Source organism: Pseudomonas sp. D1-1 (genome assembly GCF_051132225.1).
GTDB lineage: Bacteria > Pseudomonadota > Gammaproteobacteria > Pseudomonadales > Pseudomonadaceae > Aquipseudomonas.
Window position 1 is genome coordinate 303,201 of sequence record NZ_CP071676.1, and the last position, 19,775, is coordinate 322,975.

20 protein-coding genes are annotated in these 19,775 nt (G+C 61.5%); 8 read left to right on the forward strand and 12 right to left on the reverse strand.

All coding sequences use genetic code 11. From position 1 onward, the window contains the following. Positions 1-124 precede the first annotated feature (124 nt). Together rimK and J3P86_RS01260 are read right to left on the reverse strand one after the other, a co-directional pair. Positions 125-1,030, reverse strand: a complete 906-nt coding sequence (gene rimK / locus J3P86_RS01255; protein ID WP_003196697.1) for a 30S ribosomal protein S6--L-glutamate ligase — start codon at positions 1,028-1,030, stop codon at positions 125-127. After that, positions 1,027-1,449, reverse strand: a complete 423-nt coding sequence (locus J3P86_RS01260; RefSeq protein WP_305501394.1) for an ATP-dependent zinc protease family protein — start codon at positions 1,447-1,449, stop codon at positions 1,027-1,029. Before J3P86_RS01260 ends, rimK begins: the two co-directional genes overlap by 4 nt. Before the next feature lie 295 nt (positions 1,450-1,744). Here J3P86_RS01260 and J3P86_RS01265 point away from each other — a divergent pair, with 295 nt between their 5' ends. From J3P86_RS01265 to J3P86_RS01275, 3 genes are all read left to right on the forward strand, one after another. Then, positions 1,745-2,149 (forward strand): RNA-binding S4 domain-containing protein, encoded by a 405-nt coding sequence (locus J3P86_RS01265; protein WP_434626562.1) that lies wholly within the window; start codon positions 1,745-1,747, stop codon positions 2,147-2,149. 240 nt (positions 2,150-2,389) lie between these two features. Continuing rightward, the gene (hslO, locus tag J3P86_RS01270) at positions 2,390-3,292 is read left to right on the forward strand and encodes an Hsp33 family molecular chaperone HslO (RefSeq protein ID WP_434626561.1); all 903 of its coding nucleotides are present in this window, start codon (positions 2,390-2,392) and stop codon (positions 3,290-3,292) included. Between the two features lie 178 nt (positions 3,293-3,470). Next, positions 3,471-5,015: a phosphoenolpyruvate carboxykinase gene (locus tag J3P86_RS01275; RefSeq protein WP_434626560.1), complete on the forward strand. Its 1,545-nt coding sequence runs from the start codon at positions 3,471-3,473 to the stop codon at positions 5,013-5,015. A gap of 53 nt (positions 5,016-5,068) precedes the next feature. Here J3P86_RS01275 and J3P86_RS01280 read toward each other — a convergent pair whose 3' ends face one another. Then, positions 5,069-5,422, reverse strand: coding sequence for a DUF1493 family protein (locus tag J3P86_RS01280; protein WP_434700592.1), 354 nt, complete (start codon positions 5,420-5,422; stop codon positions 5,069-5,071). Between the two features lie 396 nt (positions 5,423-5,818). Between J3P86_RS01280 and J3P86_RS01285 the strand changes: the two genes are divergently transcribed. Continuing rightward, on the forward strand, positions 5,819-7,045 hold the full coding sequence (locus J3P86_RS01285) for a 3-hydroxyacyl-CoA dehydrogenase NAD-binding domain-containing protein (RefSeq protein WP_434699269.1): 1,227 nt from the start codon (positions 5,819-5,821) through the stop codon (positions 7,043-7,045). 48 nt (positions 7,046-7,093) lie between these two features. Further along, positions 7,094-7,513, forward strand: a complete 420-nt coding sequence (locus J3P86_RS01290; RefSeq protein ID WP_434699270.1) for an acyl-CoA thioesterase — start codon at positions 7,094-7,096, stop codon at positions 7,511-7,513. A gap of 83 nt (positions 7,514-7,596) precedes the next feature. Here J3P86_RS01290 and J3P86_RS01295 read toward each other — a convergent pair whose 3' ends face one another. From J3P86_RS01295 to J3P86_RS01310, 4 genes are all read right to left on the reverse strand, one after another. Beyond that, positions 7,597-8,079, reverse strand: a complete 483-nt coding sequence (locus tag J3P86_RS01295) for a glycine zipper domain-containing protein (protein ID WP_305497521.1) — start codon at positions 8,077-8,079, stop codon at positions 7,597-7,599. Positions 8,080-8,317: 238 nt separating this feature from the next. Next, entirely contained in the window at positions 8,318-10,666 is a 2,349-nt protein-coding gene (locus J3P86_RS01300; protein ID WP_434699271.1) for an FdhF/YdeP family oxidoreductase, read from the reverse strand. Then, entirely contained in the window at positions 10,663-11,502 is an 840-nt protein-coding gene (gene fdhD, locus J3P86_RS01305; RefSeq protein ID WP_434570333.1) for a formate dehydrogenase accessory sulfurtransferase FdhD, read from the reverse strand. The genes J3P86_RS01300 and fdhD overlap by 4 nt, the downstream gene beginning before the upstream one ends. Before the next feature lie 93 nt (positions 11,503-11,595). After that, positions 11,596-12,480, reverse strand: a complete 885-nt coding sequence (locus J3P86_RS01310; protein WP_434626552.1) for a LysR family transcriptional regulator — start codon at positions 12,478-12,480, stop codon at positions 11,596-11,598. Positions 12,481-12,616: 136 nt separating this feature from the next. Here J3P86_RS01310 and lysM point away from each other — a divergent pair, with 136 nt between their 5' ends. After that, positions 12,617-13,066 carry a peptidoglycan-binding protein LysM gene (gene lysM / locus J3P86_RS01315; protein WP_434570328.1) on the forward strand — a complete coding sequence of 150 codons (450 nt, stop codon included), beginning with the start codon at positions 12,617-12,619 and terminating at the stop codon, positions 13,064-13,066. A 107-nt stretch (positions 13,067-13,173) separates the two neighbouring features. Here lysM and yrfG read toward each other — a convergent pair whose 3' ends face one another. Next, a complete protein-coding gene (yrfG, locus tag J3P86_RS01320) occupies positions 13,174-13,836 on the reverse strand; it encodes a GMP/IMP nucleotidase (protein ID WP_305497516.1) in 663 nt (220 codons plus the stop codon). Between the two features lie 89 nt (positions 13,837-13,925). On the opposite strand from yrfG, the gene nudE reads away from it, so the two are divergent. Both nudE and cysQ read left to right on the forward strand, forming a co-directional pair. After that, positions 13,926-14,492 (forward strand): ADP compounds hydrolase NudE, encoded by a 567-nt coding sequence (gene nudE, locus J3P86_RS01325; RefSeq protein ID WP_305497515.1) that lies wholly within the window; start codon positions 13,926-13,928, stop codon positions 14,490-14,492. Continuing rightward, positions 14,489-15,316 carry a 3'(2'),5'-bisphosphate nucleotidase CysQ gene (gene cysQ / locus J3P86_RS01330; protein WP_434699272.1) on the forward strand — a complete coding sequence of 276 codons (828 nt, stop codon included), beginning with the start codon at positions 14,489-14,491 and terminating at the stop codon, positions 15,314-15,316. Before nudE ends, cysQ begins: the two co-directional genes overlap by 4 nt. 130 nt (positions 15,317-15,446) lie before the next feature. Here cysQ and J3P86_RS01335 read toward each other — a convergent pair whose 3' ends face one another. The 4 genes from J3P86_RS01335 to rfbC all read right to left on the reverse strand — a co-directional run bounded on the left by J3P86_RS01335 (position 15,447) and on the right by rfbC (position 19,741). After that, entirely contained in the window at positions 15,447-15,902 is a 456-nt protein-coding gene (locus J3P86_RS01335; protein WP_434699273.1) for a YiiD C-terminal domain-containing protein, read from the reverse strand. Positions 15,903-15,937: 35 nt separating this feature from the next. After that, the gene (locus J3P86_RS01340; RefSeq protein ID WP_434699274.1) at positions 15,938-17,326 is read right to left on the reverse strand and encodes a sigma-54-dependent transcriptional regulator; all 1,389 of its coding nucleotides are present in this window, start codon (positions 17,324-17,326) and stop codon (positions 15,938-15,940) included. Continuing rightward, entirely contained in the window at positions 17,323-19,131 is a 1,809-nt protein-coding gene (locus J3P86_RS01345; protein ID WP_434699275.1) for a sensor histidine kinase, read from the reverse strand. Before J3P86_RS01345 ends, J3P86_RS01340 begins: the two co-directional genes overlap by 4 nt. A 61-nt stretch (positions 19,132-19,192) precedes the next feature. Further along, positions 19,193-19,741: a dTDP-4-dehydrorhamnose 3,5-epimerase gene (gene rfbC, locus J3P86_RS01350; protein WP_434654113.1), complete on the reverse strand. Its 549-nt coding sequence runs from the start codon at positions 19,739-19,741 to the stop codon at positions 19,193-19,195. Positions 19,742-19,775: the final 34 nt, after the last annotated feature.

The window sequence follows — 19,775 nt, forward strand, 5'->3', positions numbered from 1 at the left end:
CCTCATGTAGAACTGAGGACTTGTGGGAGCGAGCCTGCTCGCGATTGCGGTCAGTCAGCAAAGTTGACGCTGGCTGATACACTGCATCGCGAGCAAACTCGCTCCCATAGGGCTTTGTGTTGAGTCAACCCTTGCCCTTGGTCCGGGTCATGTTCGGCCCGCCATTTTTTTCCAGGTGTTCGATGATGATCCCCGCCACGTTCTTGCTGGTGGTGGTCTCGATTCCTTCCAGGCCTGGCGAAGAATTGACCTCCATCACCAGCGGTCCGTGATTGGAGCGCAGGATATCCACGCCGGCCACCGCCAATCCCATGACCTTGGCCGCGCGCAGGGCTGTCATGCGTTCTTCCGGGGTGATTTTGATCAGGCTCGCGCTGCCGCCGCGATGCAGGTTGGAGCGAAACTCACCGGGTTTGGCCTGGCGTTTCATCGAGGCGATCACTTTATCGCCGACCACGAAGCAACGAATGTCCGCGCCACCGGCTTCCTTGATGTATTCCTGGACCATGATGTTCTGCTTGAGGCCCATGAACGCCTCGATCACCGATTCCGCCGCGGTTGCGGTCTCGCACAGCACGACACCGATCCCCTGGGTGCCCTCAAGCACCTTGATCACCAGCGGCGCGCCGTTGACCATCGCGATCAGGTCGGGAATGTCATCGGGAGAGTGGGCGAACCCGGTTACCGGCAAGCCGATGCCGCGTCGGGAGAGCAATTGCAATGAGCGCAGCTTGTCCCGGGAGCGAGCGATAGCGACAGACTCATTGAGCGGGAACACTCCCATCATTTCGAACTGGCGCAGCACTGCGCAGCCATAAAAAGTCACCGATGCGCCGATACGCGGGATCACCGCATCAAACCCTTCCAGCGGTTTGCCGCGGTAGTGGATCTGCGGCTTGTGGCTGGCGATGTTCATGTAGGCGCGCAGGGTATCGATCACCACCATTTCATGGCCACGTTCCGTCCCTGCTTCAACCAGGCGACGAGTGGAATACAGGCGCGGATTGCGCGACAGCACAGCGATCTTCATGCAACACCTGTGGCAGAGGTAGTGGACACCGGAAATACCGGTTTGTCTTGAACGTATTTGATGCCTGGATTGACGACCAGCTGGCCGTCGATCAAGGCTTTGGAACCCAACAACAGGCGATACCGCATGGATTTACGACAGGCCAGGGTGAACTCCACCCGCCAGAACCGATCACCCAGCGCCAGCGTGGTGCTGATCACGTAGCGGACCTGGGCGTGGCCGTTGGAGCTCTTGATGGTCTTGCGCGCCACCAGCGGGGCTTCGCAGCGGCGGTGGCGCAGTTGCACCACCGTCCCCAGGTGTGCGGTGAAACGCACCCACTTCTCGCCGTCGCGCTCGAATGGCTCGATATCGGTGGCGTGCAGGCTGGAGGTGCTGGCGCCGGTGTCGATTTTTGCCCGCAGGCCTGCGACTCCCAGATCCGGGAGCGCCACCCATTCGCGCAGACCGACGACGGTCAGATGGTCAAAAGTCTTCAATAAAAACAACCTGAAATTGGCGCATCGGATAGCGGGCCCCGCAATCGCGGTATTCACGCAGAATAATCACAAAATGGCGACAGTTATCTACGTACTTGTTTACAGGTGTAACCGATACCGGCGCATGCCAATGCAAGCGAGCGGTTCGGCGGGCATTCTATCCGTCGGAGCGGATTCGTGCGCCCGACAAAAACGGTAGTACAGTTCTGGCTATTGGTTGAAAAGAGGAATTGCAGTGGCACAAAAAAGCGAAGAGGACGACAAGGTCCGTCTCGATAAATGGTTGTGGGCAGCGCGATTCTATAAGACCCGTGCCCTGGCCAAGGCCGCCATCGAAAGCGGCAAGGTTCACCATCGCGGTGAACGTTGCAAGCCTGGCAAAGAGCCACGTATCGGCGACGAATACGTCATTCGCGCCGGGTTCGATGAAAAAACCGTGGTGGTCGAAGCCCTGTCGATTGTGCGGCGCGGCGCGCCAGAAGCACAGACACTCTATCGCGAGACCGACGCCAGCATCGCCAAGCGCGAAGCTGCGGCCGCACAACGCAAGGCCGGGGCCCTGGGCGTCAGCACCGATGGCAAGCCGAGCAAGAAGCAGCGTCGCGACCTGTTCAAGTTTCATGGCAGCAATAGTGAATAAAACATCGGCACATCTAGCCCGTGGCGAGGGAGCTTGCTCCCGCTGGGCTGCGCAGCGGCCCCAGAATCTTGCGGTCGCTACGCAACCGAGCGGGAGCAAGCTCCCTCGCCACAACAGCGCTGCACGTGCAGATAGATGCTCAGTCTTCCCACCAGGCAAAGTCATGCCTTGCTTGGAACCCACCCTGAATGCCCATAAAATGCCCGTCATCATTTGTCATCACCGCAGATACCAGACCCTATGACTGATTTACCGGATACCGACTACACCCAGCGTTTCATCTTCGATGACAGCGACGCCCGTGGCGAGATGGTGGCGTTGGAGCGTAGCTATGCCGAAGTCCTTGCCAAGCACCCCTATCCGGAGCCGGTCGCGCAACTGCTAGGCGAACTGATGGCGGCGGCGGCATTGCTGGTGGGCACCCTGAAGTTCGATGGCTTGCTGATTCTCCAGGCGCGCTCCGACGGTCCGGTCCCCTTGCTGATGATCGAATGCTCCAGCGAGCGCGAGATTCGTGGCCTGGCCCGGTACCACGCCGAGCAGATCGGCGCCGACGCGACGCTGGCCGACATGATGCCCAACGGCGTGCTGGCCCTGACGGTCGATCCTAGTCATGGCCAGCGTTATCAGGGCATTGTCGATCTTGACGGCGCGACGCTGGCCGAATGCTTCACCAATTACTTCGTCATGTCCCAGCAGACCAACACCCGCTTCTGGCTGTACGCCGACGGGCGGCGCGCCCGTGGCCTGCTGTTGCAACAATTGCCCGCCGATCGCATTCGCGATTCGGAAGAGCGTGACGCCAGCTGGCAGCACGTCACCGCTCTGGCCAGCACCTTGAGCGCCGACGAGTTGCTGGGCCTGGACAACGAAACCATTCTGCATCGTCTCTACCACGAAGAGCAGGTGCGCCTGTTCGAGGGTCAGCCGTTGCGCTTCCAATGCAGTTGCTCCCGTGAACGATCCGGCAATGCGCTGGTCAGTCTGGGTCTGGAAGATGCGCAGCAACTGGTGATCGAGCATGGCGGCGCCATCGAGGTCGATTGCCAGTTTTGCAATGAGCGCTACCTGTTCGACGCGGCGGACATCGCACAATTGTTCGCCGGTGCGGGTGTCGACACACCGTCAGATACTCGTCACTAAAACGGTTCAGCGCAGGTAAATCTCCTGGCAAACGCCGGATTTACGCCGTACTGACGGGAGGGCCCTACTCTTTTTGGGCTTTTCTGGCATAATCCGGCCCACTTTTTTCGGGTAGTAGTGCGCGACTTCCTACTACAAAACGTTTGGAGCACTCGGCCACGGGCCGACGGGGAATCTCATGACGCAAGCCAATAACGCCGTGTATACCGATCTGAGTGTCGATGATCTGGTCAAAGAAGCCCTGAATCGCGGTGAAGGCGAGCTTGCCGATACTGGCGCGCTGGTTGTTCGTACCGGTCATCGTACCGGTCGCTCGCCAGTCGACCGTTTCATCGTGGAAGAGCCGACCACCCAGGACGCCATCGCCTGGGGCCCGATCAACCGCAAGTTCCCGGCCGACAAGTTCGATGCCCTGTGGAGCCGCGTCGAGGCCTATCTGGGTGAGCGCGAGCGTTTTGTTTCCCACGTGCATGTAGGTTCCGATCCTGCGCACTACCTGCCGGTCAAGATGACCACCGAGACGGCCTGGCACAACCTGTTCGGTCGTTGCCTGTTCATCAATCCCGAGCAGTACAACGCCGGCGGCAAGGACGAGTGGCAGATCCTCAACGCGCCGAACTTCGTCTGCGAGCCTGAGCGCGACGGCACCAATTCCGACGGCACCGTAATCATCAACTTTGCTGCCAAGAAAGTGCTGATCGCTGGCATGCGCTACGCCGGCGAAATGAAAAAAGCCCTGTTCTCCGTGCAGAACTTCTTGCTCCCAGCGGTCGACGTGCTGCCGATGCACTGCGCCGCCAACATGGGCGAAGAAGGCGACGTGACCTTGTTCTTCGGTCTGTCGGGCACTGGCAAGACCACCCTGTCCGCCGACGAAAGCCGTTACCTGATCGGTGACGACGAGCACGGCTGGGGCGTGGGTGTGGTCTTCAACATCGAAGGCGGCTGCTACGCCAAGTGCATCGACCTGTCCGAGAAGAACGAGCCGGTCATCTGGAAAGCCATCCAGCACGGCGCCGTCCTGGAAAACGTGGTCCTGGACCCGGTCACCAAGAAAGCCGACTACGCCGACGACAGCCTGACCCAGAACAGCCGCGCCGCCTATCCGCGCGAGCTGATCGAAAAACGCGCGCCGAAAAACCTCGGTGGCGAGCCAAACGCCGTGATCTTCCTGACCTGCGACCTGACCGGCGTGCTGCCACCGGTGTCGATCCTCAGCGAAGAACAAGCCGCCTACCACTTCCTGTCCGGCTACACCGCACTGGTGGGTTCGACCGAAATGGGCTCGGGCAGCGGCATCAAGTCGACCTTCTCCACCTGCTTCGGCGCGCCGTTCTTCCCACGTCCGGCCGGTGAATATGCAGAGCTGCTGATCAAGCGTATCCGTGGTTTCGGCTCCAAGGTCTACCTGGTCAACACCGGCTGGACCGGCGGCGGCTACGGCGTCGGCAAGCGCTTCAACATCCCGACCACCCGTGCGGTGATCGCGGCGATCCAGAGCGGCGCGCTGATCGATGCTGAAACCGAACACCTGGATATCATCAACCTGGACGTGCCGCTGGCTGTCCCAGGCGTCGAAACCGGCCTGCTGAACCCGCGCAATACCTGGGCCGACAAGGCTGCCTACGACGAAGCCGCCAAGGCACTGGCCGGTCTGTTCATCGAGAACTTCAAGAAGTTCGACGTGAGCGATGCAATCAAGGCGGCGGGTCCGCAACTGTAAGGCTTGGTGATTGAATGAAAAAGCCGCCCTTTGAGGGCGGTTTTTTTTGTGGGCTATTTTTTCTCCACTTCTTGCGTATCCCATCGTTGCGCCTTGATCGCTTTGTAAAGCATGCCGATGGTCAGCGGCAGCTTGTCTCCCCGGCCCTTGGCCCTGCGCTTTTGAAACACATCAAAGCCTTCCGGTTGGAAGTAACGATAGGCGTCGTAGTCGACAAGGTCGATGACGAACCGCTCCTCCAGCGCTTCCATCAGGTGCCGGGCATCCGCGCCATCGCAGCCCAGATCGAAATTGATCGCAGTGTCCAGGCGAATGGTCTTGCGTTCCGGCAGGCCGAGTTCTTCGTGGAGTAATTCCATGAGCTGACGCATGGCGAGATCGTCGGGAAAGTCTGGGGCGAAATGCATGTTGGAGAGTCCGAAGGACAGGTGAGCAGGGCGTGTCACACCCGGAAAGTTTAGTGCATTCAAAAAGAGAAAGATCCCACGGCGGTTTCGGAAACGTCCTGTACGCGCTGCTTTTTGCTGCCGGGTAAGGTTCGTCGCGCCCTGTCAGTGAGGCAGCGGCGAGCGAACAAGGACGAAGCATGACGAAAGGAAAAGCCGGTGTCCCGCAGGTCCAGCGCTTGGCGTCCTGGCCTTGCGTGAGGATCTTGATCTGTACCTGACATCAAACGAATAACCCGCACACCTGTGAGCTGCATCCATCCGCTGAATGCCCGGCATCACACGAATAAATTTCAAAAAAATCCGCCGCCTGACTAAGGTGAACGCTGTCTTTGGATCACCAACAAGAGAGCAGACATGAGCCAGACATCCTTTGATATCCAGCGCGCCGCGGTGGTCGGGGCGGGCACCATGGGGCGAGGCATCGTGATGTGCCTGGCCAATGCCGGCGTTACGGTGCAGTGGGTCGACAATAATCCGCAAATGCTTGAGCAGGCGCTGGCGGCGGTGGTCGACACCTATGCCCACAACGTGCGCCAGGGACGCATTGACCAAGGTGAAGCCGATGCGCGCATCGCCCGAATAGCTCGGGCGGACGACTACGCGGCAATCCGTAACGTGGATCTGGTCATCGAAGCGGTCTACGAGAACCTTGAACTCAAGCAGAAGATCTTTCGCGAGCTGGACGGCATGCTCAAGCCCGAGGCAATCCTGGCAAGCAACACCTCGGCGCTGGACATCGATGCGATTGCCGCCGCCACGCGCAGGCCGACCCAGGTGCTGGGCCTGCATTTCTTCAGCCCGGCGCACATCATGAAATTGCTCGAAATCGTTCGTGGCGCGCAAACCTCCAGACCGGCGCTGGATGCCGCCCTGGCGCTGGGCAAACGCATGGGCAAGGTGAGCGTGGTTTCGGGCAATTGCCACGGGTTTATCGGCAACCGGATGCTTCATCCCTATGTGCTGGAGGCGCGCAAGATGCTGCTGGAGGGAGCGTTTCCCCATCAGGTCGATGCCGCGCTGCAAGGTTTCGGCTTCGCCATGGGGCCGTTCCGCATGTATGACGTGGTTGGGATCGACCTGGAGTGGCGCGCGCGCGAGTTGGCGGGTAAAGGTCAGGATGCGCCCGAAGTGCAAGTGGACAACCGCCTGTGCGAGATGGGGCGGTTCGGCCAGAAGAGTGGTAACGGGTACTACCACTATGAGCCGGGCAGCCGCCAGGCTGAGCAGGATGTGGAGGTCGATGCGCTGGTGCTGCGGGTCAGTGAGGAGCTGGGGTTTCAGCGCCGCGAAATAGCTGCCGAGGAGATTCTGGAGCGCTGCTTGCTGGCATTGGTCAATGAAGGTGCGAAGATCCTCCAGGAGGGCATTGCCGAGTCTTCCCGCGACATCGACCTGGTTTATCTCAATGGCTATGGCTTCCCGGCGGACAAGGGCGGTCCGATGGCCTGGGCGGATCAGCAGGGCCTCGAAGACATCCACGCACGGTTGCTGGAGCTCGAGACGAAGCAGGGGGACCAATGGAAGCCTGCCCGTCTGATTGGCGAGCTGGCTGCGCAAGGCAAGAGCTTCTCGCAGCGATAGTATCTGCACCCTGCACAACGCCTCAGATAGCCTGACCAAGGACAAGTGATGCCCCAACGCGCCGAGTATCTGCATTTCCAGCCAGTGACTACACGCTGGCATGACAACGATGTGTACGGTCACGTCAATAACGTCACCTACTACAGCTTTTTCGATACAGCGGTAAATACCTATCTGATCGAGACCGGCGGCCTGGATATCCATGACGGGGAGGTGGTGGGCTTCGTCGTGAGTTCAGCCTGCGATTATTTTGCCTCGATCGCTTTCCCGGACCGGATCGAAATCGGCCTGCGAGTCGGGAAGCTGGGCAATAGTTCGGTGCAATATGAGCTGGCGGTGTTCAAGGCGGGCGAGGACGAGGCCTGCGCGGCGGGGCGTTTCGTGCATGTATTCGTGGACCGGGCGTCGAATCGGCCAGTGGCGATTCCGGATCAGCTACGCGGGGCGTTGGAGCGGTTGGTGGCCTGAAAACGAAAATCGCAGCCTTCGGTCAGTCTCTGCGAGAAGGGCCGAAGGCTGCGATCATTCAACGGTCTGGATCAAGCCAGCCGTCAATCGTCGTGATAGCGATGTTTGTGCTTATGCTTGCGATGGCCGTAGGCATGGCCGCGACCCGGGTGGCCGTCACGGTAGTAGCGGCGATCACCACGGCGACCTTCATAACGGTCGTCATCGTCGTCCTTGCCCATGTAGTTACCCAATGCGCCACCGGCGCCACCGCCCGCTGCGGCACCGATCAGGCTACCCGTGCTGCCGCCCACGCTGCGGCCAACCACGTTGCCGCCGGCTGCGCCCAGCGCGCCGCCGATGGCCGCTTCGCCGCGGCTGCGTTTATCGGCACCGACCGCACTGCCACCTGCGCCGCCCAGGGCCGCGCCGATAGTGGAACCGGTGTTGCCGCCCAGGGACTGGCCGACGACCGAACCCAAAACCCCGCCCAATGCGCCGCCTACACCTGCTTCGGCGGTACCGCCGGCAGATGCGACGCCACTGATCAGGCCAAGGGACAACAAGAGAATGGAGGAGAACTTCATAGAGGAGCCTCAAAGGGATGACGGCGCGATCCTGAGGCTGGCTTCGCTTGGTTACAATCGAAATCCGACGAGTAACACGACTTGTGCACAATTCTCTAAGTTACTGTTTTTTGGGCGGAACTTAACGTTATTTCGCAGGTCTTTAGCTACTTCGGACAGGCCGTTTTTTTGGAAAACGGCCTTTTTTGTGTCCGTTGGAAAAGTGCCCGAGGGGCCAGAATCACCCCTCGGAACTGCTTCAGGCCGACTTGGCCATGATCAACCCGTTCTCGCTTGCGGCTTCCAGGCGGATAGCCACGAACTTCGAGGTCGGGGTGTGGCTGCCGTCGCCGGTGCTTTCCAGCGGCACCAGCGGGTTCACTTCAGGGTAATAGGCGGCAGCCTGTCCGGCCGGGATATCAAAGGCCAACAGGGTAAAGCCCTTGACCCGGCGCTCGCGGCCGTCATCCCAGAGCGAGACGATGTCTGCCTTCTGCCCTGGCTTGAAGCCCAGGCGGATGATGTCCGCTTCGTTGACGAACAACACGTCACGTTGGCCCTTCACGCCACGATAGCGATCATCGAGGCCATAGATCGTGGTGTTGTACTGGTCATGCGAGCGCATGGATTGCAGGATCAGGTCCGGCAATTGGCCTGTAGCCCGGGTGCGTTCGTGGATCAGGTCGGTCGGCAACAGGTTGGGCTTGAAGTTGGCGCGGCCCGAAGGCGTGTTCCAGCGACGTGCCCCCGCGCTGTTACCCAGGTAGAAGCCGCCGGGGTTCTTGAGTTTTTCGTTGAAGTCCTTGAAGCCAGGGATGGTCTCGGCGATCAGGTCGCGGATGCGGCTGTAATCGGCCACCAGCCAGTTCCAATCCACCGGGCGGCTGCCCAGGGTGGCGGCGGCGATGCCGGCAATGATCCACGGCTCGGAGCGCATCTGGTCCGACAGTGGCTGCAGTTGGCCGTTCGAAGCGTGGACCATGCTGAAGGAGTCCTCCACCGTCACCGCCTGCGGGCCATCGGCTTGCAGGTCGATGTCAGTCCGGCCCAGGCATGGCAGGATCAACGCTTCCTTGCCATGGGCCAGGTGGCTGCGGTTGAGCTTGGTGCTGATCTGTACCGTCAGGTCGCAATTGCCCAGCGCCTGGAAGGTCCGGTGGCTGTCTGGCGTAGCCTGGGCGAAGTTGCCGCCCAGGGCGATGAACACCTTGGCCCGACCCTCGGCCATGGCGTGGATCGCCTCGACCACGTTGTGGCCGTTTTCACGCGGTACCTTGAACTGGAAGCGCCGTTCCAGAGCGTCGAGGAATGCAACGGGCGGGCGCTCGTTGATTCCCATGGTCCGGTCGCCCTGCACGTTACTGTGGCCACGCACCGGGCACAGGCCGGCGCCTGGCTTGCCAATGTTGCCGCGCAGCATCATCAGGTTGGCGATTTCCTGGATCGTCGCCACTGAATGGCGGTGCTGGGTGATACCCATCGCCCAGCACATGATCACGTTCTTGGCCTTGGCGTACATGCGCGCCGCTTGTTCGATTTCGGCGAGCGTCAACCCGGATTGCTCGGCGATCTGCTCCCAAGGGGTGTCGTCGACCACCGCCAGGTAATCCAGGACGTTGGCGCTGTGCTCGTTGAGGAACGCATGATCGAATACCGCAGGGGCGCCGCTGTTCTGCGCGTCACGTTCCCATTGCAGCAGGAACTTCGCCATGCCCCGCAGCACGGCCATGTCGCCGCCCAGAGCTGGGCGGAAATACGCGGTGTTGGTGGGTTTGTCGCCGTTGGTGAGCATTTCCAGCGGGTGTTGCGGATGTTGGAAGCGCTCCAGGCCACGCTCTTTCAGCGGGTTGATACACACCACTTGGGCGCCGCGCTTCACTGCTTCGCGCAGCGGTTCGAGCATCCGCGGGTGGTTGGTGCCGGGGTTCTGGCCCCAGACGAAAATCGCGTCGGCATGCTCGAAGTCGTCAAAGGTTACCGTGCCCTTGCCCACCCCGACACTTTGGGACAGGGCCACGCCGCTGGCCTCATGGCACATGTTCGAGCAGTCGGGGAAATTGTTGGTGCCATAGGCGCGCACGAATAGCTGGTATAGATATGCCGCTTCGTTGCTCGCGCGACCCGAGGTATAGAATTCGGCCTGGCTCGGGCTGGAAAGCCCTTGCAAGTGTTTGCCGATCATAGCGAACGCGGCTTCCCAACTGATGGGCTTGTAGCGGTCGGTTTGCGCGTCGTAGCTCATAGGCTCCGTCAGGCGGCCCTGGTATTCGAGCCAGTAGTCGCTCTGCTCCAGCAACGACGTCACGCTGTGCTTGGCGAAAAAAGCCGCGTCGACACGACGCTTGGTCGCTTCCCAGTTCACCGCCTTGGCGCCGTTCTCGCAGAACTTGACCATGCCGCTTTCCGGCGAGTCACCCCAGGCGCAGCCAGGGCAGTCGAAACCGCCGTTCTGGTTGGTCTTGAGCATCATGCGAATGTTTTTCAGCGCGTTATCGCTGGTCAGCCAGGCCTGGGCGACGCTGATCAGCGCGCCCCAACCGCCGGCCGGGCCCTTGTAAGGCTTGTAGCGCGGTGCGGGTTTCTGGTTGGCTTGTTGATGATTGCTCACGCTTGATTCTCCATCGCAGGGCTGTAGACCCGCGGCGCACTTTTTTGCGGCAGGTGGATGAGGTTGAGGTTGTGTTGGCGAGCCCACTGCACGGCGAGGCCCGTGGGCGACGACAGGCTGACCAGCGTCTGGATGCCCGCACGCAATACTTTTTGAATCAATTCGAGGCTGCAGCGGCTGGTGACGATCGCCAGGCCCCCGGCTATCGGGATCTGCTGCCGGATCAGCGCACCGATCAATTTGTCGAGGGCGTTGTGGCGACCGATGTCTTCGCGGCCCAGCAGCAGTTCACCCTGGTCATTCATGAACAGCGCCGCGTGTACCGCACCGCAGTGCTGGCCCAGGGGTTGGAACTGGCCGATGCGCTGGCGCAGGCCGTCAAGCCATTGCGCCGGTGGCAGCGGTGCGCCCGGCAGCGTCTTGAGGTTGGGCAGCGCCTGTTCCACCGCCTCGACCCCGCACAGCCCGCAACCGCTGGTGCCGGCCAGTTGCCGGCGTTGTTGCTTGAGGTTCCAGAAGGCGCGGTTGGCAATGGTGACCTGGGCATATTGCGCGGAACCGGCTCCGCTCAGTTGCAGGTCGTAGATATCCGCCGGGTCTTCGATGATGCCGCTGCCGAGGCTGAAGCCGACGATAAAATCTTCCAGGTCAGTGGGCGTGACCAGCATTACCGCTTGGCTGATGCCGTTATAGGCAATCGCCAACGCCACTTCCTCGGCCAGCGCGGCGCTGTCCGATTGCGAGTGGTCCAGGTTGCAGTAGCGATAGCTCTGGCTGGCGGCTGGCTTGGAGGCTTCCAAGGCAGGCGCAGGACAGACCGGAGGCTTGTCGTTCATGGGCATCACTGAGAGTAGGAATAGTCCTAAGACTAAATGCGGCAATCTGCCACGTCTAATCGCTATTACTGATCCTTCAATAGATGACGTCGATCAAGGAATGGTTACTGATTGCTGATAAAGGGCGAAACAAGCCTCCGCCAATGCCGAGCGTGGGGCACCGCGCCGCATGATCAGCCCCAGCGGGACCAGCGTCTGGGCGCTGTTGATGGGCTGGATTCGCAGGTCTTCGGTGAGCTTCAGCCCGCTTTCCAGCGGTACTACGGCGCAACACAGTCCGCCGTGCACAGCTTGTAACAATTGGTGCACCGCGTCGGTTTGCAGCAGCGGTTGGGGTGTCAGCCCCCGGCTGTGGAAGTGATGGTCGATGGATTGGCGAAAATGCATGCCGCTGGTGAGCATGCCCAGGGGCAGCTCCACCAGCGCTTCCCAGCTCAGCGGTTCTTCGCCAAAAAAGAAAAACCGTTGGTCGTATAGCAGGCCCATGCGGGTATGGGCGAAGGGCAGGGCTTCGAAACGCTCGTTGTCCAGACGTTCCAGGTAAGAGATGCCCAGGTCGATCCGGTTGTTCGCCAATTGTTCGAGAATGCGTTCGGAGCTCAGGGACGACAATTCGAACCGCAGGCTGGGATGGTCGGTGTGCAGGCGCTGCATCATCGCCAGCGGGTCGAAATCCGACAGCGGAACCACGCCCAGGCGCAGCGTGCCCACCAGGTTGCCGCGACAGGCCGCCGCTTCAGCTTGTAGTCCGTCATAGGCCGCCAACACCGTGCGCGCCCAGGCCAGCACCCGCTCGCCCGGTGCGGTAAAACCCTCGAAGCGCTGGCCGCGATTGACCAGTGGCAAACCCAGCTCTTCCTCCAGGCTGCGCAGGCGCATCGACAAGGTGGGCTGGGTGATGTGACAGCGGGCGGCAGCCTGGCCGAAGTGGCGGGTTTCTTCGAGCGCGATAAGAAATTTCAGCTGCTTGATGTCCATCTTCGCTCCTGGGCGCGGGAAGATTCGGATTCTAGCGCCTTGACGGTGGCGAGGTCATTGGTCGGCTGGGAAACGGGGTCGGTTGGCTTGGTCTAGTCTTTTGCGTCTGGATACCTGAACCCATGGAGTGAATACGATGAGCCTTTTCAGTTTCTTGAAAGATGCCGGTGAAAAAATCCTCGATGCGCTGACGCCCGACAAGGCAGAAGCCAACAGCGAAGCGTTGACCAAGCATGTACAGGAGGCCCTGACAGGGATCGATACTTCAAAGATTCAGGTCAAGGTCGAAGGTGAGAAAGTCATCGCCACGGGTGAAGCCGCAACTCAGGAAGAGAAGGAAAAGATTCTCCTGGCGCTGGGCAACGTGGCCGGTATCAGCGGTGTCGATGACCAGATCACCGTGACCGGCCCGGTCGCGACGCAGGCCAAATTCGTCACCGTGGAGAAAGGCGACACCTTGAGCGCCATTTCCAAGCGGGTTTACGGCGACCCGAACAAGTACAACAAGATTTTCGAAGCCAACAAGCCGATGCTCAAGCACCCGGACAAGATCTACCCAGGGCAGTCACTGCGTATCCCTGAATAGGATCTGAGCTCGGCGGTGTCCTTATCGCGAGCAGGCTCGCTCCCACAGAGATTACTGGTTCGCCGCGAGCCAAGGTGGGAGCCTGCTCGCGATGAGGACGGTGCGGTTCAAAGCCCGGCAATCAAATCCCGATAATCTCTGACGGCATCGAACTCCCCCGTATCCTTCGGCCCCTTGCGACTGTCCGGCTCGCTGACCGCCAGCAAATGTGCGATGCCAAAATCCCGGGCGCTGCGCAATACCGGCAGGGTATCGTCGATGAACAGGCTGCGGGCCGGGTCGAAGTCCAGGTCGGCTTGCAGTGCGTCCCAGAATTGCGGGCTTTCCTTGGGAAAACCGTAGTCGTGGGAGCTGATCAGACGCTCGAAATACGGAGCCAGTTCGATGCGTTCCAGCTTCAGGGACAACGAGTCGCGGTGGGCATTGGTGATCATCACGACCCGTTTGCCGGCCTGCTGGATGGCTGCCAGAAACGTATCCGCGTCCGGGCGCAGGGCGATCAGGTGGGCGGTTTCCAGCTTCAGTTCGCGCACCGGCAGCTTCAGCTCGGCACTCCAGAAATCCAGGCAGTACCACTGCAACTGGCCGGCGTTGCGCTCGAACAGCGGCTGTAGTTCCATCTCCGCCATGGCCCGGCTGACGCCATGCAGTTCGGCATAGCGCTGGGGCAGGTGCTCCAGCCAGAAGTGATTGTCGTAATGCAGGTCCAGCAGGGTGCCGTCCATGTCCAGCAGAACCGTATCGATCTCGTGCCAGGGCAACAACGCCATAAAAACTTCTCCAGCGGTAATCAGATATCCGACGCAAACAATCAGGATAGGCCGGGTATAGTAGCCTGCTATCGCCCAGGGAGCCGTTTATGCGCCAGACACCCACCATACTCGACCGACGGATCGTCGCCACCAGCCGCCTGTTTTGCGTGGAAGAACTGAAACTGCGTTTTTCCAACGGTGTGGAACGCACCTACGAACGCCTGGCGGGCAAGGGCGCAGGTTACGGTGCGGTGATGATCGTGGCGATGCTCGACGCCGACCATGCGGTGCTGGTGGAAGAGTATTGCGGCGGTACCGAGGCCTACGAATGGTCCCTGCCCAAGGGCCTGATCGAGCCGGGTGAAGATGTGCTGGCGGCGGCCGAGCGCGAACTCAAGGAGGAAGCCGGTTTTGGCGCCCGTCAACTGGAACACCTGACTGAGTTGTCACTGTCTCCCGGCTACATGAGCCAGAAGATCCAGGTGGTGCTGGCGACCGATCTGTACGAAGAGCGTCTGGAAGGCGACGAACCCGAGCCAATGCGTGTGGACAAGGTCAACCTGGGCGAGCTGTCGGCCCTGGCGCAGAACCCTCAATTCACCGAGGGCCGGGCGTTGGCGGCGTTGTACCTGGCCCGCGATCTGCTGACTCAGCGCGGAGCCTACCTGCCATGAATTTTCCGCATCCCCTGATGGCCCCGGTTATCGAGCTGGCGCTCACGGCTGGCGACGCGATCCTGCCCTTCTGGCGGGCCGATGTGGAGGTCGTGCGCAAGGCCGACGAATCGCCGGTGACCGCCGCGGACATGGCAGCTCACCATGTGATCGTGGCCGGGCTCAAAGCCCTGGCGCCGGATATCCCGATCCTTTCCGAAGAGGATGCCGATATTGCGCAAAGCGTCCGCGCCGGCTGGCAACGCTGGTGGCTGGTGGATCCGCTGGACGGCACCAAGGAATTCATTTCCGGCAGCGAGGAATTTACCGTCAATATCGCCCTGATCGAGGACGGACGAGTGGTGTTCGGTGTGGTGTCGATGCCCACCAACGGTCGTTATTATGCCGGCGGTGCGGGCCTGGGTGCCTGGCGCGGCGACAGGGATGCCGAGCCTGGGGCCATTGCGGTGCGTAACGTCCTGGCGCCCGGTGAAGCCTTTACGGTGGTCGCGAGCCGCCGTCATACCAGCCCGGAGCAGGAACGCCTGTTGGCCGGTTTGAGCGAAAGCCTCGGGGCGCTGCAATTGACCAATATCGGCAGTTCACTGAAGTTCTGCCTGTTGGCTGAAGGTGCGGCGGATTGCTACCCACGTCTGGCGCCGACGTCGCAATGGGACACCGCCGCCGCTCAGGGCGTGCTGGAGGGCGCGGGTGGCGAGGTACTCGACCTGCAGGGCCAGCCGTTCTGCTATCCGGCACGCGAGTCGTTATTGAATACGTCTTTCCTGGCGCTTCCGGCGAAAGCGCCGTGGCGTGGGAAGTTGCTGGAGCTGGCTCGTTCTTGAGCCCGGCTGGATCCTTTGTGGCGAGGGGATTCATCCCCGCTGGGGCGCGAAGCGGCCCTGTTTTTTTGGGGCTGCTGCGCAGCTCAGCGGGGATGGATCCCCTCACCACAGAGTTTCGGTGCGCTATCCATCAACGGTGCAAAACGTACTGCCCTTCAAACCGCACCGCCACGTCCTCGCTATCCACATTCACCACCTGCGTCTGCAAGGCCAGCCTTGCCCGTCCGTAGCGACGATAAGTGGCCAGGAAACGCGTCCAGGTCTTTTTATCAGGCGCCTCACAGATGACGGTCGCGTCGCGGGTAACCGGTAGCGGATAACTGATCTGCCCTTCCTGGATCACGATGTGCCCGTCTTCGATGCCTTCCTCGCGCAGCGCCAGGTGCAGCCAGCCCCAGCCACCGAGCACGGCGCCGCAATACAGGCTGCCGCCGAACATGGTGCTCTTGTGGTTGACGTTGGCTGCGATCGGCAGGAACAAGCGTAGCTGCCGAGCTTGCCAGCCGAGCACCTTCAGGCCCATGTCCTGCGTCAGCGGGATGTCCCGGTGCAGGATCGTTTCCAGGTAGTGGCTGTCGCGGTTCATGCAGGCCCTCTTGGCTGAAAGTGAAAGGGTGGAGCTCAATCCGACTCTTCGGTCGGGCCATGGCTGCTGTCGCCGAAGTTCAGCCCGTGTTTGCGCAACTTGTCGTGCAGCGTCTTGCGCGGAATGCCCAGGGCTTCGGCGAGACTGCGTACGGAGCTGTGGGAACGGGCCAGTTCGGCGGCGATCAGGGTTTTTTCAAAGTTCTCCACCTGCTCGCTCAGGCCGCCGCTGATCACATCCACCGCAGCGGGGCCGCTGTCCGGCGCGCTGTTGTCCAGTGCCAGTTCCAGGCCCAGGGCAAAACGTTCGGCGGCGTTCTGCAATTCGCGCACGTTACCCGGCCAACTGTGGCGTAACAGCAGCGCCCGGTGGGGCGGCTGCAGTTCGTGCGGCGGCAGGCCATGGCGGGTGCTGGCTTCGTTGGCAAAGTGCTGGAACAGCATCAGCACATCTTCGCCGCGTTCGCGCAACGGTGGAATGCGCAGCGGCGCGACGTTCAGGCGGTAATACAGGTCGGCGCGAAAACGGCCCTGGTCGGCGGCCTGGCGCAGGTCTTCCTTGGTGGCGGCGATGACGCGGATATCCAGCGGGATCTGCTGGTTGCCCCCCAGCCGTTCCACTACGCGTTCTTGCAGCAGGCGCAGCAGTTTGACCTGTACGTCCAGGCTCATGCTTTCGATTTCATCGAGGAACAATGTGCCGCCATTGGCGAATTCGAACTTGCCGATACGGCGTTTTTGCGCGCCGGTGAAGGCGCCGGGCTCGTGGCCGAACAGTTCGCTTTCCACCACTGACTCAGCCAGGGCGCCGGCGTTGATCGCCACGAAGGGCCCGTTGCGCCGGCTTGAGAGGTCGTGCAGTGCGCGGGCGACCACTTCCTTGCCGGCCCCGGTTTCACCGAGGATCAACACGTCGGCGCGGGTCGCCGCCAAGGCGCCGATCTGCTCGCGCAGGCGCAGCATGGGCGCCGATTGGCCAACCAGGCGGGCGCTGAGTTCATGCCGGTCACTAAGGGCCAGGCGCAGGCTGCGGTTGTCCAGGACCAGGCGACGCAAGGCCAGGGCTCGGCGAACGCTGTCGAGCAGATGATCGCTGGCGAAGGGCTTCTCCAGGAAGTCATAGGCCCCGGCGCGCATTGCCTGGACCGCCAGCGGTACATCGCCGTGGCCGGTGATCAACAGGACCGGTAGGTCCGGATCCTGGGCGTGCAGCTGGTTCAGTAGTTCAAGGCCGTCCATGCCGGGCATGCGAATGTCGCTGACAACCACGCCGGGCCAGTCTCGCGGCAATTGCCCGGCCAGGCCATTGGCCTCGCCCAGGGGCAGGATCTTCAGGCCGGCCAGGTCGAGGGTCTGGCTCAAGGCCTGACGCAGGTGGGGATCGTCGTCGATCAGCACCACCTCAATCTGGTTATCGATGGTCATACACTACGGTCCTCGGACGGTTGCAGGCTCACCCCGGGCGCGCCCGCGCGCAGCTTCAGGGTAATCAGGGCGCCGCCTTCCTTGTGATTGGCGAACAACAGCTCGCCGCCGAAGGCGCGCATCAGGGTGTCGCAGATCGCCAGCCCCAAGCCAAGGCCTTGGGTGCGGGTCTTGGTGGTATAAAAAGGCTCGCCGGCCCGGCCCAGGGCTTCCATGCAGAACCCCGGGCCGTTATCGCGTATGTACAGGTTGACGCCGGTTTCCGTTGCCTGGGCACTGAGCCAGAGTCTGCGCGGCGGGCCCTTTTCGGTCAGGGCATCAAGGGCGTTTGCCAGCAGGTTGCCCAGCACCTGGCGCAAGCGTGTTTCGCCGGCCTCGACCCACAAGGTGGCGGCCGGCAGGTCACGGATCAGTTCCACTTCCATGCTGCGCCGACGTTTGGCGAGCAGCGCCAAGGCATCGTCCAACGCCGGTTGCAGGGCGACGCTTTCCGGCGCGTGGCGGTCGCGGCGGGCAAAAGCGCGCAAATGGGCGATGATCGAGGCCATGCGCCCGGTCAGTTCGCTGATCAGCTTGAGGTTGCCCCGGGCGTCGTCGGTGCGTTGGTGATCGAGCAGGATCTCGGCGTTTTCCGCGTAGCTTCGAATGGCCGCCAGCGGCTGGTTGAGTTCATGGCTGATGCTCGCCGACATGGTGCCCAGGGCCGACAGTTTGCCGGCCTGCACCAGGTCGTCCTGGGCGCGGACCAGCTCCTGCTGGGCCTGCTCGCGCTCCAGCACTTCCTGGCGCAGGCGCCGGTTGAGGCCTTCCAGGTCACTGGTGCGTTCCGCCACCCGACCTTCCAGCTCATGCCGGGCCTTGGCTTCGAAGGCGATCCGTTCCAGGTAATGGCGCCGGCGCTGCATCATCAACCCGAGCAGCAACATCAAGACCAGCAACGCCGAGCCACCAATGACCACCACCGTGCGCACCGGACGATCGATCAGCGTTCGCGGGGCCAGGATGCTCACGTTCCAGCCAGTCTCTTCGATGACCTGGGTCTGGGTCAGCCAGGCATTGGCGTCCAGATGAAGCGGCTTCGGATCGCGGGTCGGGTAGGGTTGGACCGCGCTGATTGCCTTGCTCTCTTCGGTGCTCAAAGGGCGGGTTGCGCGAAACCGCCATTCCTGGCGTGAAGTCAGAATGACCACGCCATTATGGTCGGTCACCAGCAATTGCTCAGGGGGCTTGCCCCACAGGCTTTCGGTGTGGTCCAGGTCGACCTTGACCACCAGTACGCCAATGACTTTTTCGCGATCACGTACGGCGGCGGCAAAGAAGTAACCGCGTTTGCCCGACGTGGTGCCCAGGCCGAAGAAGCGTCCAAGACGCCCGGCCATGGCTTCGATGTAGTAAGGGCGGAAAGCAAAATTGCGCCCGACGAAACTGTCGTGCTTGTCCCAGTTCGATGCCGCCAGGGTCTTGCCAGTGGCGTCCATCAAGTACATGACTTCAGCGCCAGTCTGGGCGCTGATGTTCTTCAGTAATCGATTGGCATTGCCCTGGGTAACGCCATCATCCGGCGCAGACAGGACTGCGCGCAGGGGCGGCAGCTCGCCAAGAATCTGCGGCAGCACTTCATAGCGGTGCAGGGTGCCCAACAGGTTGGCGACGTAGAGATCAAGCGTCTGGCGATTCTGCCCGGCCAGCTCGCTGCGGTAGTAACGCTCCGCCAGGTGCTCCAGCGGCCACAGCAACGGCGCCAGGCACAGGGCCAGCAGTGCCAGGCTGCGCCAACGGGGTCTGCGGGGGAGAGTGGAATTCATGAGCATGATGCGCCTGTGGGGACAGGCGCATTATGCCTAGGACGCACGCCAGCGTCTTCGATCAGGCGAAGACGTCCGCATGCTCCAGGGTCGAAGCCGCCAGGTCCTTGCCGGACAGTTGCGGCTGGATATCCCCCAACTGCCAGTCGATGTCTAGCGCAGGGTCGTTCCACAGCAGGCTGCGTTCGGATGTCGGGTCGTAGTAGTTTGTGGTCTTGTAGAGGAATTCCGCGAATTCACTCAGGACCACAAAGCCGTGGGCGAACCCTGGTGGCACCCAGAGTTGACGATGATTGTCGGCGCTGAGGCGTACCGCAACCCATTTGCCGAAATTCGGCGAACTGCGGCGGATGTCCACGGCCACGTCGAGCACTTCACCGGCGGTGACGCGCACGAGTTTGCCCTGGGTGTTCTGCAATTGATAATGCAGGCCACGCAACACGCCTTTCTGCGAGCGGGAATGATTGTCCTGCACGAATTGAGTGTCGATGCCGGTCGCGTCCTTGAATGCCTTCGCGTTGAAGCTTTCATAAAAAAAACCGCGCTCGTCACCAAATACCTTGGGTTCGATGATCAGGACACCGGGCAGGTCGGTGGCGATTACATTCATTGGGTGTCTCCGTGGGATGGCAGAAGCAAGGACG

Coding starts and splice junctions, on each gene's coding strand:
- rimK (WP_003196697.1), bottom strand. CDS start 1,030: ATGAAGATCGCTGTGCTGTCGCGCAATCCGCGCCTGTATTCCACTCGT.
- hslO (WP_434626561.1), top strand. CDS start 2,390: ATGACTGATTTACCGGATACCGACTACACCCAGCGTTTCATCTTCGAT.
- J3P86_RS01275 (WP_434626560.1), top strand. CDS start 3,471: ATGACGCAAGCCAATAACGCCGTGTATACCGATCTGAGTGTCGATGAT.
- J3P86_RS01280 (WP_434700592.1), bottom strand. CDS start 5,422: ATGCATTTCGCCCCAGACTTTCCCGACGATCTCGCCATGCGTCAGCTC.
- J3P86_RS01285 (WP_434699269.1), top strand. CDS start 5,819: ATGAGCCAGACATCCTTTGATATCCAGCGCGCCGCGGTGGTCGGGGCG.
- J3P86_RS01290 (WP_434699270.1), top strand. CDS start 7,094: ATGCCCCAACGCGCCGAGTATCTGCATTTCCAGCCAGTGACTACACGC.
- J3P86_RS01295 (WP_305497521.1), bottom strand. CDS start 8,079: ATGAAGTTCTCCTCCATTCTCTTGTTGTCCCTTGGCCTGATCAGTGGC.
- fdhD (WP_434570333.1), bottom strand. CDS start 11,502: ATGAACGACAAGCCTCCGGTCTGTCCTGCGCCTGCCTTGGAAGCCTCC.
- J3P86_RS01310 (WP_434626552.1), bottom strand. CDS start 12,480: ATGGACATCAAGCAGCTGAAATTTCTTATCGCGCTCGAAGAAACCCGC.
- lysM (WP_434570328.1), top strand. CDS start 12,617: ATGAGCCTTTTCAGTTTCTTGAAAGATGCCGGTGAAAAAATCCTCGAT.
- yrfG (WP_305497516.1), bottom strand. CDS start 13,836: ATGGCGTTGTTGCCCTGGCACGAGATCGATACGGTTCTGCTGGACATG.
- nudE (WP_305497515.1), top strand. CDS start 13,926: ATGCGCCAGACACCCACCATACTCGACCGACGGATCGTCGCCACCAGC.
- cysQ (WP_434699272.1), top strand. CDS start 14,489: ATGAATTTTCCGCATCCCCTGATGGCCCCGGTTATCGAGCTGGCGCTC.
- J3P86_RS01335 (WP_434699273.1), bottom strand. CDS start 15,902: ATGAACCGCGACAGCCACTACCTGGAAACGATCCTGCACCGGGACATC.
- J3P86_RS01340 (WP_434699274.1), bottom strand. CDS start 17,326: ATGACCATCGATAACCAGATTGAGGTGGTGCTGATCGACGACGATCCC.
- J3P86_RS01345 (WP_434699275.1), bottom strand. CDS start 19,131: ATGAATTCCACTCTCCCCCGCAGACCCCGTTGGCGCAGCCTGGCACTG.
- rfbC (WP_434654113.1), bottom strand. CDS start 19,741: ATGAATGTAATCGCCACCGACCTGCCCGGTGTCCTGATCATCGAACCC.